Origin of the sequence: Cryobacterium lactosi, from assembly GCF_004403945.1 — a bacterium.
Classification (GTDB): Bacteria; Actinomycetota; Actinomycetes; order Actinomycetales; family Microbacteriaceae; genus Cryobacterium; species Cryobacterium lactosi.
In genome coordinates, this window is record NZ_SOHM01000022.1 from 51,892 (window position 1) to 67,497 (window position 15,606).

The following is a 15,606-nucleotide window of genomic DNA, read 5'->3' on the forward strand; positions in this document are numbered from 1 at the left end:
ATATGAAATTCACCGATGGTTTCTGGCACACCCGCCCCGGCGTCACCGCGCTCTACGCGCAGGAGGCGTACGACGTCGAACAGCTCGGCAGTGCACTGCGGGTGACTGCGCCGACGAAGGTGATCGAACGCCGCGGCGACGTGCTCAACCGGGCGGTGCTCACCGTCACGCTCACCTCCCCGCTGGAGGGCATCATCAAGGTGCGTGTCGAACAGCACACCGGTACCGCGGCAGGCCCGGGCTTCGACCTGGTCGGCGCCGAACCGGATGCCGGCGCCATCGTGATCGACAACACCGGCGGTACCCTCACGGCCGGCCCGCTCACCGCCCGCGTGGCGCTGGGCGCCCCGTTCTCTCTCGCGTTCGAGACGGATGGCCGCACCCTCACCGAGAGCGGCCACAAGTCGATCGGGCACATGCAGCTCGCCCCCGGCGCTCCCGTCGCCGCCGAACCGGCCGGGGTGTCCGGCGTCACGACCACTGGGCTCGCCCCGGCCGCCTCCTACACGCACGCGCAGCTGTCCCTCGGTGTGGGCGAACTGGTCTACGGCCTCGGCGAGCGCTTCGGCCCGCTGATCAAGAACGGCCAGACGATCGACATCTGGAACGCCGACGGCGGCACCTCCAGTGAGCAGTCCTACAAGAACGTGCCGTTCTACCTCACCAACCGCGGCTACGGCGTGCTGGTCAACCACCCGGAGCACGTCTCGTTCGAGGTGGGCACCGAGGCCGTCGAGCGGGTGCAGTTCTCCGTGGCCGGACCGGTCATCGAGTACCTGGTGATCTACGGCCCCACCCCCAAGGACGTGCTCGAGCGCTACACCCGGCTCACCGGCCGACCGGCGCGGGTGCCGGCCTGGTCGTACGGCCTGTGGCTGTCGACCTCGTTCACCACCCAGTACGACGAGGCCACCGTCAACAGCTTCATCGACGGCATGGCCGAGCGTGATCTGCCGCTGTCGGTGTTCCACTTCGACTGCTTCTGGATGCGCGAATTCAACTGGACCGACTTCGAGTGGGACCCGCGGGTGTTCCCGGACCCCGAGGGCATGCTCGCCCGCCTGCACGAGAAGAACCTGCACGTGAGCGCCTGGATCAACCCGTACATCGCCCAGCGGGCCGGCATCTTCGCCGAGGCCGCCGCGGCCGGTTACCTGGTCAAGAGGGCCAACGGCGACGTCTGGCAGTGGGACTTCTGGCAGGCCGGCATGGGCCTGGTCGATTTCACCAACCCGGCCGCCGTCACCTGGTTCCAGAACAAGCTGCGCGGTCTCTTCGCCCAGGGCGTCGACGCCATCAAGACCGACTTCGGCGAACGCATCCCCACGGATGTGGTGTGGCACGACGGATCATCGGCCGACGTGATGCACAACCTCTACAGCCAGCTCTACAACAAGGCCGTCTTCGAGGTGCTGCAGGAACACCGCGGCGAGGGCGACGCGGTGCTGTTCGCCCGGTCCGCCACTGTCGGCGGCCAGATGCAACCCGTGCACTGGGGCGGAGACAACTCCTCCAGCTACGAGTCGATGGCCGAGACCCTGCGCGGCGGGCTCAGCCTGGCGTTTTCCGGCTTCGGCTACTGGAGCCACGACATCGGCGGCTTCGAGGGCATGCCGGACCCGGCCGTGTTCAAGCGCTGGCTGGCGTTCGGGCTGCTGTCCAGCCACTCCAGGCTGCACGGCTCCACCAGCTACCGGGTGCCGTGGCTGTTCGACGACGGCCGGGAAGAGCCCGGCCAGAGCGCCGTGGACGTCACCCGGGTCTTCACCAAGCTCAAGCTCGCGCTGATGCCCTATCTCTTCCAGGTGGGCCTGGAGGCGCACGCCAGCGGGGCCCCGTTCATGCGGCCGATGCAGCTCGAGTTCCCCGATGACCCCGCGGTGGACTACCTGGACCGGCAGTACCTGCTCGGCAGCGACCTGCTCGTGGCCCCGGTGTTCAGCGAGGCCGGCGACGTGCAGTACTACCTGCCGGCGGGAACCTGGACGAACTACCTGACCGACGAGGTCGTCACCGGCCCCGTCTGGCGCCGGGAGACCCACGCCTTCGACAGCATCCCGCTGTGGGTGCGCGGGGGAGCGGTGCTGGCCACAGGATCCCGCGACGACCGACCCGACTACGACTACACCGACGAGCCCCTCATCACCGTCTACCCCGGCGGCACCGGCGAGGTGCGTTCCGTCGACATCGCCAACCCCCTCGACGGCAGCCACATCACCGTCACCATCACCGTCTCCGGCGACGACACCGTCGTGACCAGCGATTCGGATGCGCCCTTCCGGGCCCGTCTCGCCGGTGCCGAACCCGTTGATTCCACCGACCGAAAGGCCACAGTCTGATGACCACCGGCACCACCTCCATCGCTACGCCCGTCGTGACCGCGGGCACCGCCGACTACCGGGACGCCGGCCTGGTCTTCCCCGAATCGTTCGTCTTCGGCTCCGCAACGGCCAGTTACCAGATCGAGGGCGCCTTCGACGAGGACGGCCGCGGCCCCTCGATCTGGGATACCTTCAGCCACACCCCCGGCAAGATCTGGAACGGCGACACCGGCGACGTCGCCTCCGGTCACTACCACCGGCTCGAGCAGGACCTGGACCTGATGGTGACCCTGGGCCTGCAGGCCTACAGGTTCTCGATCGCCTGGTCGCGCATCCAGCCCACCGGACGGGGCCCGGCCAACCGGGCGGGCCTGGACTTCTACGGTCGCGTGATCGACGGGCTCCTCGCTCGGGGCATCCGCCCCATCGTCACCCTCTACCACTGGGACCTGCCGCAGGCCCTCGAGGACGAGGGCGGCTGGACCAACCGGGCCACCGCCTACGCGTTCGCGGACTACGCCGCCAATCTGGGGCGCGAGTTCGGCGACCGGGTGCACACCTGGACCACGCTGAACGAACCGTGGTGCTCCGCCTACCTGGGTTACGGTTCGGGCTCCCACGCGCCCGGCCGCACCGACGGCGCCGAGGCGCTCACAGCCGTGCACCACCTCAACCTGGCGCACGGCCTGGCGATCCTGGCGCTGAAGCCGCTGGTGACCAACGACCCCGACTTCTCGATCACCCTCAACCTTCACGTGCTGCGCGGCGACGGCGAGACCGGCCCGGAGGCCGTGCGGCAGATCGACGCCCTCGCCAACCGGGTGTTCCTGGGACCGCTGCTCACCGGCGCCTACCCGGCGGATGTCTTCGAAGACACCAAGGACGTCACCGACTGGGCGTTCATCCTGCCCGGCGACACCGAGATCATCCACCAGCCGCTGGACGTACTCGGCGTCAACTACTACTCCACCACGCTGGTGCGGTTGTGGGACGGCACGGCGCCCAGGCAGAACGCCGACGGTCACAAAGACGTCGGAGCCTCACCCTGGCCCGGCGCCGACCGGGTGGAGTTCCTGCCCCAACCCGGCCCGTACACCGAGATGGGCTGGAACATCGAACCGGCCGGTCTCGAGGAGCTGCTCGTGGCCCTGCACGAGGAATACCCGGAGCAGCCGCTGATGGTCACCGAGAACGGTGCGGCGTTCGCCGACACCGTGGTGCAGACGGATGCCGGCCCCCGCGTGCACGACGTGGAGCGCACCGACTACCTGCGCCGGCACTTCACCGCCGCGCACCGGGCCATGGCCCGCGGGGTCGACCTCCGCGGCTACCAGGTGTGGTCGCTGATGGACAACTTCGAGTGGGGCTACGGCTACTCCAAGCGCTTCGGCATCATCCACGTGGACTACGCATCCCTGGAGCGAACTCTCAAGGACAGCGCCCACTGGTATGCCGCCCTGGTAGCCACCCGCACCCTCCCCCTCCCTTAACCCACGCACCAGCCCGCGAACTGTGACTTAAGCACCTCAAATCCCGATTTTTCGGGGCTTAGCTCACGGTTCGCGGCAAGTAGGACGGATTTACCTTGAAAGCGCAAGCGCACGAGTTCGTATACGGCGGGGACTACAACCCCGAACAATGGGATGAGTCGGTGTGGGCGGAGGACGTGCGCCTGATGCGTGAGGCGCACGTCAACCGGGTCACCGTCGGGGTGTTCTCCTGGTCGTCGCTCGAGCCCGAAGAAGGCCGGTACGACTTCGGCTGGCTCGACCGGGTGATGGACCTCATGCACACCAACGGGATCGGGGTGGTGCTGGCCACCCCCACCGCGTCGCCGCCGCCGTGGTTCACCTTCGCCCACCCCGAGGCGCTCCCGGTCACCGCGAATGGCGTGCGGCTTGTGCACGGCAGCCGGGACACCTACAACCCGGCCGCTCCGGCCTACCGCGCGGCCGCACGGCGGATCGCCGGCGCCCTCGCCGAACGGTACGGCCGGCATCCGGCGCTCACCATGTGGCACGTGCACAACGAATACGGCACGGTGTCCTACGGTGCAGAGACGGACCGGGCGTTCAGACTGTGGCTGGCCGGGCGCTACGGCACCGTGGCCACGCTGAACCACACCTGGAACAGCGCCTTCTGGTCGCAGAGCTACTCCACCTTCGAGCACATCTTGGCGCCCCAGGCCACGCAGTACCTGCCGAACCCGGCGCACGTGCTCGACTTCAAGCGGTTCTCCGCCGACACCCTGCGCGATGCGTTGCGCGACCAGGTCACGGTCATCCGCGAGCTCAGTCCCGGGGTGCCGGTCACGACCAACTTCATGCTGCCCAGCTGGAACCACTACGACCAATGGGACTTCGCCGCGGAGATCGACGAGGTGTCGATCGACCACTATCCCAGCGCCCGTGACATCGAGGGAGAGACCCACGTGGCGTTCGGCGCCGACGTGGCCCGCTCGTTCAACCGGGGCCGACCCTGGGTGCTGATGGAGCAGGCCACCAGCCTGATCTACGACTACTCCGCAGCCCGGCTGTTCGCCAAGGACCCCGGCAGGCTCGAGCGAAACACCCTGCAGTACCTGGCCAGGGGCTCCACCGGGAGCCTGTTCTTCCAGTGGCGCTCGCCCCGGGTCGGCGCGGAGTTCTTCCACTCGCCGATGGTGCCGCACGCGGGAGAGGACTCCAGAGTCTTCCGCGAGATCGTCGCCCTCGGCCATACTCTCAGCGCCCTCGCCGAGATCGCCGAACCGCCCGCGGCCGGCCACCGGGTCAACGATGCCCGGGTCGCCATCGTCTGGGACTCCACCGCCTGGTGGGCCGCCGAGACCCGCGCCATGCCCTCAGACGACCTGGCCTTCCTGCCCGCGATCCGGGCGGTGCACCGGGCGCTCTGGTGGCAGGGCATCACCTGCGATGTGGTGCGCCTGGACCAGGACCTCTCCGGCTACGACCTGGTGCTGGTGCCGAACAAGATCGCCGCCTCCGACGCCGAAGCCGATGTCCTGCGCGCTTTCGTGGAGGCCGGCGGCCACGCGGCGGTCTGGTTCTTCGCCGGCAGCACCGACGAGAACCTCAACGTGCGCCCCGGCGGCTTCAGCGGCGCCTTCGCGCCGCTGGCGGGCATCCGCGTCGAAGAGCACCACCCGCTCGCCGCCGACGAGACCATCGAGCTCTCCGACGGGTCGCGGGCGGAGGCCTGGGCCGAGGACCTGCAGGCCAGGGGCGCCGAGGTGCTGGCCACCTTCACCCACGCCCCGCTGACCGGGGGAGCGGCGATCACCCGCAACCGGCTCGGCGCCGGCACCGTGCACTACTTCGCCACCCGCCTCGACCACGACGCGTTGCGCGCACACCTGGCGCGCATCCTCGCCGAAGCCGGCGTGGGCCCTGAACACCCACAGGCCGGTGACGGGGTCGAAATCGTGCGCCGTCACGCCGGCACCCGCAGCTACCTCTTCGTCTTCAACCACGGAGAGCGCCCACGCACGGTCGCCCTGAACGGCTATGACCTGCTCACCGGCGCGCACCTCACCGGCGACATCGAGCTGGCTCCGGCCGCCTCGTTCGTTCTCCGCGAGGATGCCCTGCCGGCCGTCCCGCTCCACCCCTGACCCGGCCGACGCGGTTCTCAAGCCGAACCGCACGGCACTGCCGTACCCCGTGGCCAACCCAGAAAGGATGCCGATGACGGCCTTCGCGCGGTCGGCGATGCCGATGGAGCTGCTCGAGGCCGCCAGGCTCAACGGGGCCAGCGAGTGGCGCGCGGTCTTCTCGATCGCCCTCAAACTGCTCAGCCCCGGCGGGGTGCGGTTCTGAGCATGAGCAGACTGCACTACCGCACGGCAAGCGACGGCTGGCTCGACGCGTTGCCGCTCGGCAATGGGCGCATCGGTGCCATGGTCGAAGCCACGGACCTGTGCACCCTGGTGCACCTGAACGACGAGACCGCCTGGTCGGGGTCGGTCGCAAGTGAACACCACGGCGGCCGGGTGGATGCCGCCACCGCCGCATCCGCCCTGGCCGCCGCCCGCGACCTGATCGAGAATGACCGACCGGTCGAGGCGGAACGGGAACTCGCCGCTCTCACCGCCGAATACAGTCAGGCCTACCTGCCGTTCGGCCGGCTGCAGATCACCCTGCCGGCCGGCCACGCGGTCTCCGAGCGGTGGCTGGACCTGGCCACCGCCACCCACCACATCCGCGGCACGGGCATCGATCAGACCAGTTTCGTCAGTGCCGCCGACGGGGTGCTCGTGCACAGGCTCACGGCCACGGGCCCCGCCGGCGTCGATGTGACGGTCGCCGTGAGCACGCCGCTGCACGAACTGGCCAGGACCATCGACGACACCGGCCTGACCGTGCGGTTGCGGCTGCCGGCGGATGTCGCCCCCGGCCACCGCCCCGACCGTGCCGCACTCGTGTGGGACTCCGACGGCATCACCCCGGTGCAGGGCGCGCTGACGGTGTCGATCCGGCACGACGGGCGGCTCGAACCGGGCGGTGATGGGGCCCTGAGGGTGGTCGGCGCGAGCGAGGTCGTGGTCCTGGTGGCCACGGACACCACCTTCGTGGGCCTGGGGTGTGCGCCGGCGGGCACCGCCGACAACGCGGCGGAGCGCTCCCGAAACCGGATCGACGGCCTCGCGCCGCTGTCGGTGGCCGAGCTGGCCGCCAGGCACCGGCGTGACCACGGTGCCCTCTACGACCGGGTCTCGCTGCAGCTGACCGGGCCGTCCGACCGGGCCGGCCTGCCCACCGCTGAGCGTCTCAGCGAGGCCGCCGCCGCCCGGATTCCCGCCGCGGAAGCCGACCCCGGACTGGTGGCGCTGCTCTTCGACTACGGCCGGTACCTGCTCATCGCCTCCTCCAGACCCGCCGGCCTCCCGGCCACGCTGCAGGGCCTCTGGAACGCGTCAATGCGGCCGCCGTGGAGCAGCAACTACACCCTGAACATCAACACCGAGATGAACTATTGGGCGGCCCAGGTTGTGCAACTCGACGACACGGCCCTGCCCCTGCTCGACCTCGTGGAGGCCCTGGCCGCCCGCGGTGCGGAAACGGCGGAGCGGCTCTACGGCTGCCGGGGCTGGGTGGCCCACCACAACTCGGATGCCTGGGCGTTCAGCTCACCCGTGACCGGCGACGCCTCCTGGGCCCAATGGCCGATGGCCGGACCGTGGCTGGTGCGTCAACTCGACGAGCCCCGCCGCTTCGGCACGGCCGACGCCGGCTACCTGGCCCGGCTGTGGCCGGTCGCGGCCGGATGCGCGCGCTTCTGCCTCGATTTTGCCATCGCCCTGCCCGACGGTCGCCTGGGCACCCGGCCGTCGACGTCGCCGGAGAACCGCTACCGCCGCGGCCAGGCCGGCGTCGCCGTCGGAACCGCCTCCGGCATGGACCGGACACTGCTGCGCGAGCTCTTCACCCTGCTGCCGGCGCTGGCCGCCGACTCCGGGCACGCCGACGATCCGGTCCTGGCCGAGGTTGCCGCCGCCCTGGACCGCATCGACGGGGTGCGTATCGACGCCGACGGCCGGGTGGCCGAGTGGGGCCTCGACGAGGTGGAGGACGACCCTGGGCACCGGCACCTCTCCCACCTCGTCGGCCTGTACCCGGGTGACGGCCTGCCCGCAGCCCAACACGCCGCGGTCGGCGCCACCCTCGACCGGCGCGGCGACGACTCGACCGGCTGGTCCCTGGTCTGGAAGCTCTGCCTGCGCGCCAGGCTCGGCCAGGCCGGCAGGGTGGGCGACCTGCTCGGCTACGTGCTGAGGCCGGCCGGCACCGAATCCGGCGCGCACGCCGGCGGCCTCTATCCCAACTTCTTCGCGGCGCATCCGCCGTTTCAGATCGACGGGAACCTGGGTTTCGTCGCGGCGATTGCCGAATGCCTCGTGCAGTCCCACACCGACGTCATCGACCTGCTGCCGGCGCTGCCGCCGGGGCTGGAGAACGGCCGGGTGACCGGCCTGGCGGTGCGCGGCGGTCTGCTCGTCGACCTCGACTGGGCAGACGGCGAGGTCGTGACGGCCGTGTTCACCGCGCGGCCGGGCACCCGGGCCGGCAGTCGCCTGGTGCGTGTGGCCCGGCCGGGCGGGGCCGCGACCATCGTCGAGATCCGCGTGCGGCCGGGCCGGCCCACCCGCGTGGACCGGCCCGGCCGCTGACCATCCCCATCCCGCGAGAGCGGCGAAGTGGCTGCTTCATTGGTGCCGAAGCAGCCACATGGCCGCTTTCGCGGAAGGGTGGCGGTGGGGGGAAATCAGGCCGGCGGTTTGGCCGTGCCCGCGGGATCCGCCGGATCGGCCGGGTGGTCGTCGGAGGGGGACAGCTCGGTCTTCAGGATCTTCATCGACTGCCCCAGGCTGCGCGCCAGGGTGGGCAGCTTGGGCGCGCCGAAGAGCAGGAGCACGACGAAGAGGATGATGAGGAAATGCCATCCGGTCAAGTTGCTGAGCATGATGTCCTGTCTTGTCGGTGGTGCCGATGGAGCGGAAGATAACCGTGCGAATCGCAGAGCCGGTCGTTACGAGGAGGCCTGGACGGCGGTGGGGGAGTCCCCGCCGATGACGGCGAGCTGCACCCCGCGGGGCAGCGTCACGCGGAGGTCGGCCGTGCCGGGGCGGGACCCCGCGGCATCGAACCGGACCAGCACGGCGCTCCAGGCCGGCGACGTGACGTCGGCGCTGCCCAGTACAGACCAGAGACCGCCCCGGCGGCACTCAAGATCGATCCGGCCGGCGCCTCGGGTCTCGAGCCGGAGCGTGCCGGCCAGTGCCCCGAGATCCACGTCGAGATAGACCAGCCGGGCGCACCGTGCGGTGGGCGCGACGGCCACCGCCGTGCCGACCAGCGGCGAGTAGACCACCAGTTCGCTGCCCACCGAGGCGCTGGCGCCGGTTTCGTCGAAACTGTCGGCGCCGAACCCCGCCACCGGATCGCGCGGGGCGACCGTGGCGCCGTCCACGTGCAGCACCAGCGTGTGTTCGATGGCCTCGGCCGACTGCCCGACGAGCACCTCGTAGTCCCCGGACTCCACGATCAGGCGCCCCGTGGTCACGTCCCAGACCGTCAGGGCGGCCGGATCGAGGGTGATGGTCAATTCCGCGCTTTCGCCCGCGGCCACTCGCACCCGGCCGAACCCGGCCAGGCGACGGCGGGGGAACGGAAGCCGGTGCGCGGGTGCGCTCACGTAGAGCTGCACGGTCGCGACGGCCGCACGAGCCGGCCTGCCGGGGTCCGCGGCACCGGCCACGGTGACCGTGACGGTGACCGGATGCGCCGGCCCGGCTTCGCCCGTCCAGCTCAGCCGGGACTCGGCCAGGGTCGCGGCCGGCACCGTGGCACGCGCATAGCCGAGTCCGTGGCCGAAGGGGAAGTCGGGTTCGGCCGTGGAGTAGAGGTAGGTGCTGCGGCTGGTGATGATGTCGTAGTCGAGCACGCCGGCGAGGTCGGCTTCGCCGGCCCACCAGGTCTGGGCGAGCCGGCCGGTGGGTTCGACCGCGCCGGTGAGCACGTCGGCCAGGCCGTGGCCCAGTTGTTCTCCGGCATGTGAGGACCACACGATGGCGGGCGCCTTCTCGATGGCCGCTCCGAGGGCGAACGGATACGACGAGATGACCAGCAGGACCACGTTGTTGTTGGCGTCGGCGACGGTGCTGACCAGTTCGGCCTGGTGACCCGGCAGGGCGAGCACCGGCCGGTCTTCGGTCTCCCGTCCGCCCAGGTGGGGGTCGTTGCCCACCGTCACGATCACGGTGTCGGCCTCCGCTGCCACCGCCGCCGCGTGGGCGAGACCGGATCGCAGGACCCGCAGCCCGAACCTGTCGGCGGTGGCCTCGGTGGCCGGTACGGCCAGGATCGACCCGTTGCCGAGGTCCGCGTGCAGCCACAGGCCGGAGCCGCGGTGCTGCACCGACACACTGCCGTCGTCGTGACGCAGCAGACGCAAAGCCTCCTGCGCCACCCAGCCGCCCACCCGGGTGGCGGTGTCCTCGAGGTAGCCGTGCGGACCGCGGGTGACCAGGCGGTCGCTGGCGATGTTGCGCAGCGTGGCGTGGCCGTGGCCCCACTCGGTGAGCTCGAAGGTCTGTGCGTCGCCGACGGTGTCGCTCGCGGCGTGCACGCGCCCGCCGGTCGCGCCGCCGGAGGTGAGGTACCGGCCGGTGCGCGGATCGCGGAGCGCGATGAGGTCGCTGCCGCTGGCGACGGTGACGCTGCCACCGGATGCGCCGAGCGCATCCGCCAGGCCGTCGCTGAGGCTCACCGGGGCGATCAGGCTGCCGCTGTACCAGTCGGTGAGCACCCGGTCGGCGAGCGGGCCGAGCACGGCTACCCGCGTGGCCGGCGCCAGCGGCAGGAGGGGAAGGCCCCGGGTGGGATCGTTCTTCAGGAGCACGGTGCCCGCGGCCACGGCCTGCCTGGCCAGGTCGATGTGGGCCGGTGAACCGATGACGTCGGCCGTGACGGAGGCGTACGGATGCGGCTCCGTGTCGAACTCACCGGTGCGCGCACGCGCCGTCAATAGGCGGAGCACCGCGGCATCCACCTGCCCGATGTTGATGAGACCGTCGGCGAGGGCGTGCCGCAGGGCGGAGATCGTGGGCTCGGCATTGGTGTCGTTGTCGGTGAAGCTGTCCACGCCGGCGGCGAGGGCCGCGGCGTGGGCGGCCACCGGCCCGTCGAAGAACTCCTCAGACCCGAACAGGTTGCTGGGCGCGGCCGCATCGCTCACGATGAGCAGCTCGGCGCTGTCGGCGACCCAGCTGCGCAGGTGCGTCGCCACGAGGTCGGACACATGGGCCGGGCGGCCGTTGACCAGGTTGTAGGAGAGCATGGCCGCGCCGGCCGCGCCCTCCTCGATGGCCGGGCGGTAGGCCGGCAGTTCATACTCGTGCAGCACCCGCTGGCGCAGCTGGGAGTTGGTCGTGGAGCGGTCGACCTCGTTGTTGTAGCCGAGGAAATGCTTGAGGGTGGGCACCGTGCGCCAGCGCACCGGGTCGGTGCCGCGCAAACCCCAGGAGTAGGCGCAGCCCATCCGGCCGGTGAGCAAGGAGTCCTCGGAATAACCCTCCTCGTTGCGTCCCCAGAGCGGATGCCGCAGCGGATTCACCACCGGCGCCCACACGTTCAGGCTCACCTCGGGGGAGTCGGCGTGCTTGCCGCGCACCTCGGTGCCCACGGCCTCGCCGACCCGGCGGATCAGATCGAGATCCCAGGAGGCGGCCAGTCCGACGGCCTGCGGGAACTGGGTGGCCTCGCCCAGCCAGGACAGTCCGTGCAGGGCCTCGGTGCCGGTGTGGAAGGCGGCGAGCCCTAGCCGTTCGATGGCCGGATTGGCCTGATGCAGCAGGCTGAGCTTCTCCTCGACCGTGAGCTGGTCGAGCAGGCGGAGTGCCGTTGCGGCGTCGGTGCCGTGCGTCATCAAAAACTTCCCGATTGAAGAACTATCGAAGCGTTTCGATAGTTGTCGTAAAAACTACGTCGACGTGCCGAGTCTAGGTGACACTCTGCGATTTGTGGTTGCATCCGCGTAATTCGGCCCTGTACACTCCCGATTGTCGAAGCGCTTCCGCAGGGAGCCGGACTCGGGGGCGCATCGTGCTGCTCACGGCCTCGGCAAGCAACGCAACTTACGAAGAAGTGAGGCAGCATGAGCATCCAAACGGCCAGTTCTGATCTGAGAGCATTCGCCAAGAAGCCGCTGAACCGGAGGTCCTTCCTGGGCTTCGTGGGCGCCGGAGCGGCCGCGGCCGCCCTCGCCGGCTGCAGCACTGGAACGGCCACCACCTCGGGTGGCATCTTCACCGCCAAGGACATCGCCGGCGTCATCCCCAACTACTATCCGGTGGATTACGCCGTCCCCGACCTGGTCAGCGTCGCCGGCTCCACCGCCGGCTTCCTCACCGTGCCGGCCACCCTGCGCAAGTCGGTGCCGAAGGTGCCGGGGTCCGGCGGGGCCTACACCGCGCTCAGCCCGGCCTGGTGGACGATTCCGAGCGCGAACAACGACTACTTCAAGGCCGTGAACAAGGAATTGGGCGCCGACATCAAGTTCCAGGTGTCCGACGGCAACACCTACGGGGAGAAGATCCAGGCCGTTCTCGCCTCACCCAACAACGTGCCGGACATGGTCGTCATCCCGTCCTGGAACCTCCCGCCCAAGTTCGACCAGGCCGTCGGTTCCCTGTTCGCCGACCTCAGCCCGTTCCTCGCCGGCGACAAGGTGAAGGACTACCCCAACCTCGCCAACATCCCCACCGACTCGTGGAAGTACTCGGTCTTCCAGGGCAAGCTCTACGGGCTGCCCTACCCGGGTGAGGTCATCCAGAATGCGTTCTTCTACCGCAAGGACATTTTCGACGAGCTCGGCCTCGAGGTCCCCACCAGCGCCGACACCATGATCGAGATCCTCACCGAGGCGACGGACCCGTCCAAGAACCGCTGGGGTTCCGATGACCTGTGGAACGCCGGCCAGATCATGTTCGGTGTGCCGGACAAGTGGACCGAAATCAACGGCAAGCTTGTGCACAAGTTCGAGACCGAGCAGTTTCGGGCGGCGCTGGACTGGCTCACCCGCCTGTACAAATCAGGTGCGGTGCACCCGGACGCGATGGCCGGAAACAACCAGCAGGCCAACAGTCGCTACGAGGCCGGCAATACCCTGGTCAAGAGCGATGGAGTGGGTGGCTGGGCAGAGTCGCTCGCCCGGGTGCTGCCGTCCAACCCCATGTACAACACCCAGGCCATGGACTACTTCGCGGCTGACGGCGGCGACCCCGTCCTCTACAAGGGCAGCCCGGCCAGCATCTTCAGCTTCATCAACCGGAAGGCCGACGAAGCAGCCATCAAGGAGATGCTCGCCGTCGCCAACTTCGCCGCCGCGCCGTTCGGCACCGCGGAATACCAGCTTCTCAACTCCGGCGTGAAAGACACCCACTACGACCTGGATGCCAACGGTGCCCCGGTGCTGAACGAGAAAGGCCAGGCCGAGGTCACGTCCACCTACTCGTTCCTGGTGCACCCGCCGATCGTGCAAGCGCACGTGGAGAACCCGCAGTTCGTGAACGACTACTGCAACTGGAGCGCCCGGATGAGCGCCTTCGCCACCGACCCGGTGTTGTACGGCGTGCAGATTCAGGAGCCGGCCAAGTTCGGTTCGCTCGCCACCCCCTTCGACGACCTCAAGGCCGACGTGGCCAACGGACGCAAGGAACTGTCGGCGCTGGACGGCGCCATCGCCACCTGGAGATCCAATGGCGGCGACGAACTGCGCAAGTTCTACCAGAAGTACCTGGACGCGTAGGCCCGGCCGATGACCGCACTCGACGAGCGGCGCCCCACCCCGGAGGCGCCGCCCGCAGACCCAGCCATCCACAAAGCCGCCACGGCGCGCAAAAACCGCAAACGTCGGGCGCTGTTCCGCCGGGACCGCACCCTGCTGCTCATGGTGCTGCCCGCGTTGCTGCTCACCGCACTGTTCGCCTACGTGCCGATCATCGGCAACGCCATCGCCTTCCAGGACTACTCGCCGTACGTGGGCGCCTTCGAGAATCCCTGGGTCGGCTTCGCCAACTTCGAACGCGTCCTGAACGACGAGGCCTTCTGGTCCGCGGTGCGCAACACCTTGACCATCACGGCGTTCCAGCTCGTGTTCTTCTTCCCGGTACCGATCATGATGGCGATCCTGTTGCAGGGGCTGCTCAGCCCCCGCATCCGGTCGTTGTTCCAGTCGATCGTGTACCTGCCGCACTTCCTGTCCTGGGTGATCGTGATCTCGATCTTCCAGCAGATCCTGGGCGGGGCAGGGCTGCTCAACCAGTTCCTGCGTGACAACGGCATCGAAGCGGTCAACCTGATGACCCAACCCGACACCTTCCTGATCCTGGTCACCTCCCAGGCGCTCTGGAAGGACGCCGGCTGGGGAATCATCGTGTTCCTCGCCGCGCTCAGCGCCATCGACCCGAGCCAGTACGAGGCGGCGGCGATGGATGGCGCAGGGCGACTCAAACGGATGTGGCACATCACCCTGCCGGCGCTGCGCCCGATCATCATCCTGCTGCTCATCCTGCGTCTGGGTGACTCGCTCAGCGTGGGCTTCGAGCAGCTCCTTCTGCAACGCGACGCCGTCGGCGCCGGAGCCGCAGAGGTGCTGGACACGTTTGTCTACTACTCGGGTATCCAGAACGGCGACTGGAGTTACGCCGCCGCCGCCGGGCTGATCAAGGGTGTGATCAGCGTGATCCTCGTGCTCGGCGCCAACAAACTCGCGCACCTATTCGGAGAAGCCGGGGTTTACCAGAAATCATGAGTATCACCACCAGACCCATCGATTCGTCACACCCGCGCACGTCCAAGGTCGTGCGGCCCGCCTGGGAGGAGCCCCGCGCCCCACTCGAGGCCGGCGCCCGCGCCATCGTGCTCTTCGGTATGGCCGCCCTGATCGTCGTGCCGCTCTACATAGTGGTGCTCACCAGCTTCTCGTCGCAGGCCACCATCACGGCCGCCGGCGGCATGGTCGTCGTGCCCGGTGAACTCACCTTCGCAGCCTACGAGCAGATCCTCTCCGGCGGTGTGGTCACCCGCGCCGTGCTGGTGAGCGTCGGCATCACCACAGTGGGAACCGCAATCAGCCTCGTGGTGTCGGTGATGGCGGCCTACGGCCTCTCCAGGCCCGGTTCGTTCGCCCACCGGCCGATCCTGTTCTTCCTGCTGATCACAATGTTCTTCGGTGCGGGCATGATCCCCAGCTACCTGCTGGTGAGCAACCTGGGCCTGATCAACTCCTACTGGTCGCTGATCCTGCCCAGCTGCATCAGCGTGTTCAACATCTTCCTGCTGCGCGGCTTCTTCATGGGGATCGATCAATCCATCCTCGACAGCGCGCGCATCGACGGCGCCGGCGACTGGCGCATCCTGAGCACGATGGTGCTGCCGATGTCAAAATCGGTGATCACCGTGATCGGCCTGTTCTACGGCGTCGGTTACTGGAACGCGTTCTTCAACGCCACCCTGTACATCAACGACAGTGAGAAGCTCCCGCTTCAGGTGATCCTGCGCTCCTACGTTCTGCAGGGGGTGTCGGTGCCCGGACAGGTGAGTGTCGGCAGCGGCGAGGTGGCCACGCTGGCGGTGCAGATGGCCGTCGTGATCATCGCGCTGGTACCGGTGCTGATCATCTATCCGTTCCTGCAAAAGCACATCAGTTCCGGGGTCATGATCGGCGCCGTCAAGGGCTGATCCGGACGCACCAGCACCCGGTCGATGCCCGGCCGGGTGCTGGG

Annotated in this window: 10 protein-coding genes; 8 read left to right on the plus strand and 2 right to left on the minus strand. The window is 69.0% G+C overall.

Translation table 11 applies throughout. The features are described from left to right. Nucleotides 1–2: 2 nt before the first annotated feature. The 5 genes from yicI (at nt 3) to E3T61_RS10195 (ending at nt 8,490) form a co-directional block, all read left to right on the plus strand. Entirely contained in the window at nt 3–2,339 is a 2,337-nt protein-coding gene (gene yicI, locus E3T61_RS10175) for an alpha-xylosidase (protein ID WP_134640748.1), read from the plus strand. Then, a complete protein-coding gene (locus tag E3T61_RS10180) occupies nt 2,339–3,811 on the plus strand; it encodes a GH1 family beta-glucosidase (RefSeq protein WP_134640749.1) in 1,473 nt (490 codons plus the stop codon). The genes yicI and E3T61_RS10180 overlap by 1 nt, the downstream gene beginning before the upstream one ends. Nucleotides 3,812–3,906: 95 nt before the next feature. Next, nucleotides 3,907–5,934 carry a beta-galactosidase gene (locus tag E3T61_RS10185; protein WP_198418668.1) on the plus strand — a complete coding sequence of 676 codons (2,028 nt, stop codon included), beginning with the start codon at nt 3,907–3,909 and terminating at the stop codon, nt 5,932–5,934. 73 nt (nt 5,935–6,007) lie between these two features. After that, the gene (locus tag E3T61_RS10190; RefSeq protein WP_134640750.1) at nt 6,008–6,139 is read left to right on the plus strand and encodes an ABC transporter permease subunit; all 132 of its coding nucleotides are present in this window, start codon (nt 6,008–6,010) and stop codon (nt 6,137–6,139) included. A 2-nt stretch (nt 6,140–6,141) separates the two neighbouring features. Further along, nucleotides 6,142–8,490: a glycosyl hydrolase family 95 catalytic domain-containing protein gene (locus tag E3T61_RS10195; RefSeq protein ID WP_134640751.1), complete on the plus strand. Its 2,349-nt coding sequence runs from the start codon at nt 6,142–6,144 to the stop codon at nt 8,488–8,490. Between the two features lie 95 nt (nt 8,491–8,585). On the opposite strand, the gene tatA is transcribed toward E3T61_RS10195, so the two are convergent. Together tatA and E3T61_RS10205 are read right to left on the minus strand one after the other, a co-directional pair. Next, nucleotides 8,586–8,783 carry a twin-arginine translocase TatA/TatE family subunit gene (gene tatA / locus E3T61_RS10200; protein WP_134640752.1) on the minus strand — a complete coding sequence of 66 codons (198 nt, stop codon included), beginning with the start codon at nt 8,781–8,783 and terminating at the stop codon, nt 8,586–8,588. A gap of 66 nt (nt 8,784–8,849) precedes the next feature. Next, nucleotides 8,850–11,747 (minus strand): glycoside hydrolase family 3 C-terminal domain-containing protein, encoded by a 2,898-nt coding sequence (locus tag E3T61_RS10205; RefSeq protein WP_134640753.1) that lies wholly within the window; start codon nt 11,745–11,747, stop codon nt 8,850–8,852. Between the two features lie 228 nt (nt 11,748–11,975). Between E3T61_RS10205 and E3T61_RS10210 the strand changes: the two genes are divergently transcribed. Genes E3T61_RS10210 through E3T61_RS10220 form a run of 3 tightly spaced genes read left to right on the plus strand, consistent with a single transcriptional unit; the run spans nt 11,976 to nt 15,562 of the window. After that, the gene (locus tag E3T61_RS10210) at nt 11,976–13,628 is read left to right on the plus strand and encodes an extracellular solute-binding protein (protein WP_134640754.1); all 1,653 of its coding nucleotides are present in this window, start codon (nt 11,976–11,978) and stop codon (nt 13,626–13,628) included. 9 nt (nt 13,629–13,637) lie between these two features. Further along, entirely contained in the window at nt 13,638–14,633 is a 996-nt protein-coding gene (locus E3T61_RS10215; protein ID WP_134640755.1) for an ABC transporter permease, read from the plus strand. Then, the gene (locus E3T61_RS10220; protein ID WP_134640756.1) at nt 14,630–15,562 is read left to right on the plus strand and encodes a carbohydrate ABC transporter permease; all 933 of its coding nucleotides are present in this window, start codon (nt 14,630–14,632) and stop codon (nt 15,560–15,562) included. Before E3T61_RS10215 ends, E3T61_RS10220 begins: the two co-directional genes overlap by 4 nt. The last annotated feature ends 44 nt before the right edge of the window (nt 15,563–15,606 follow it).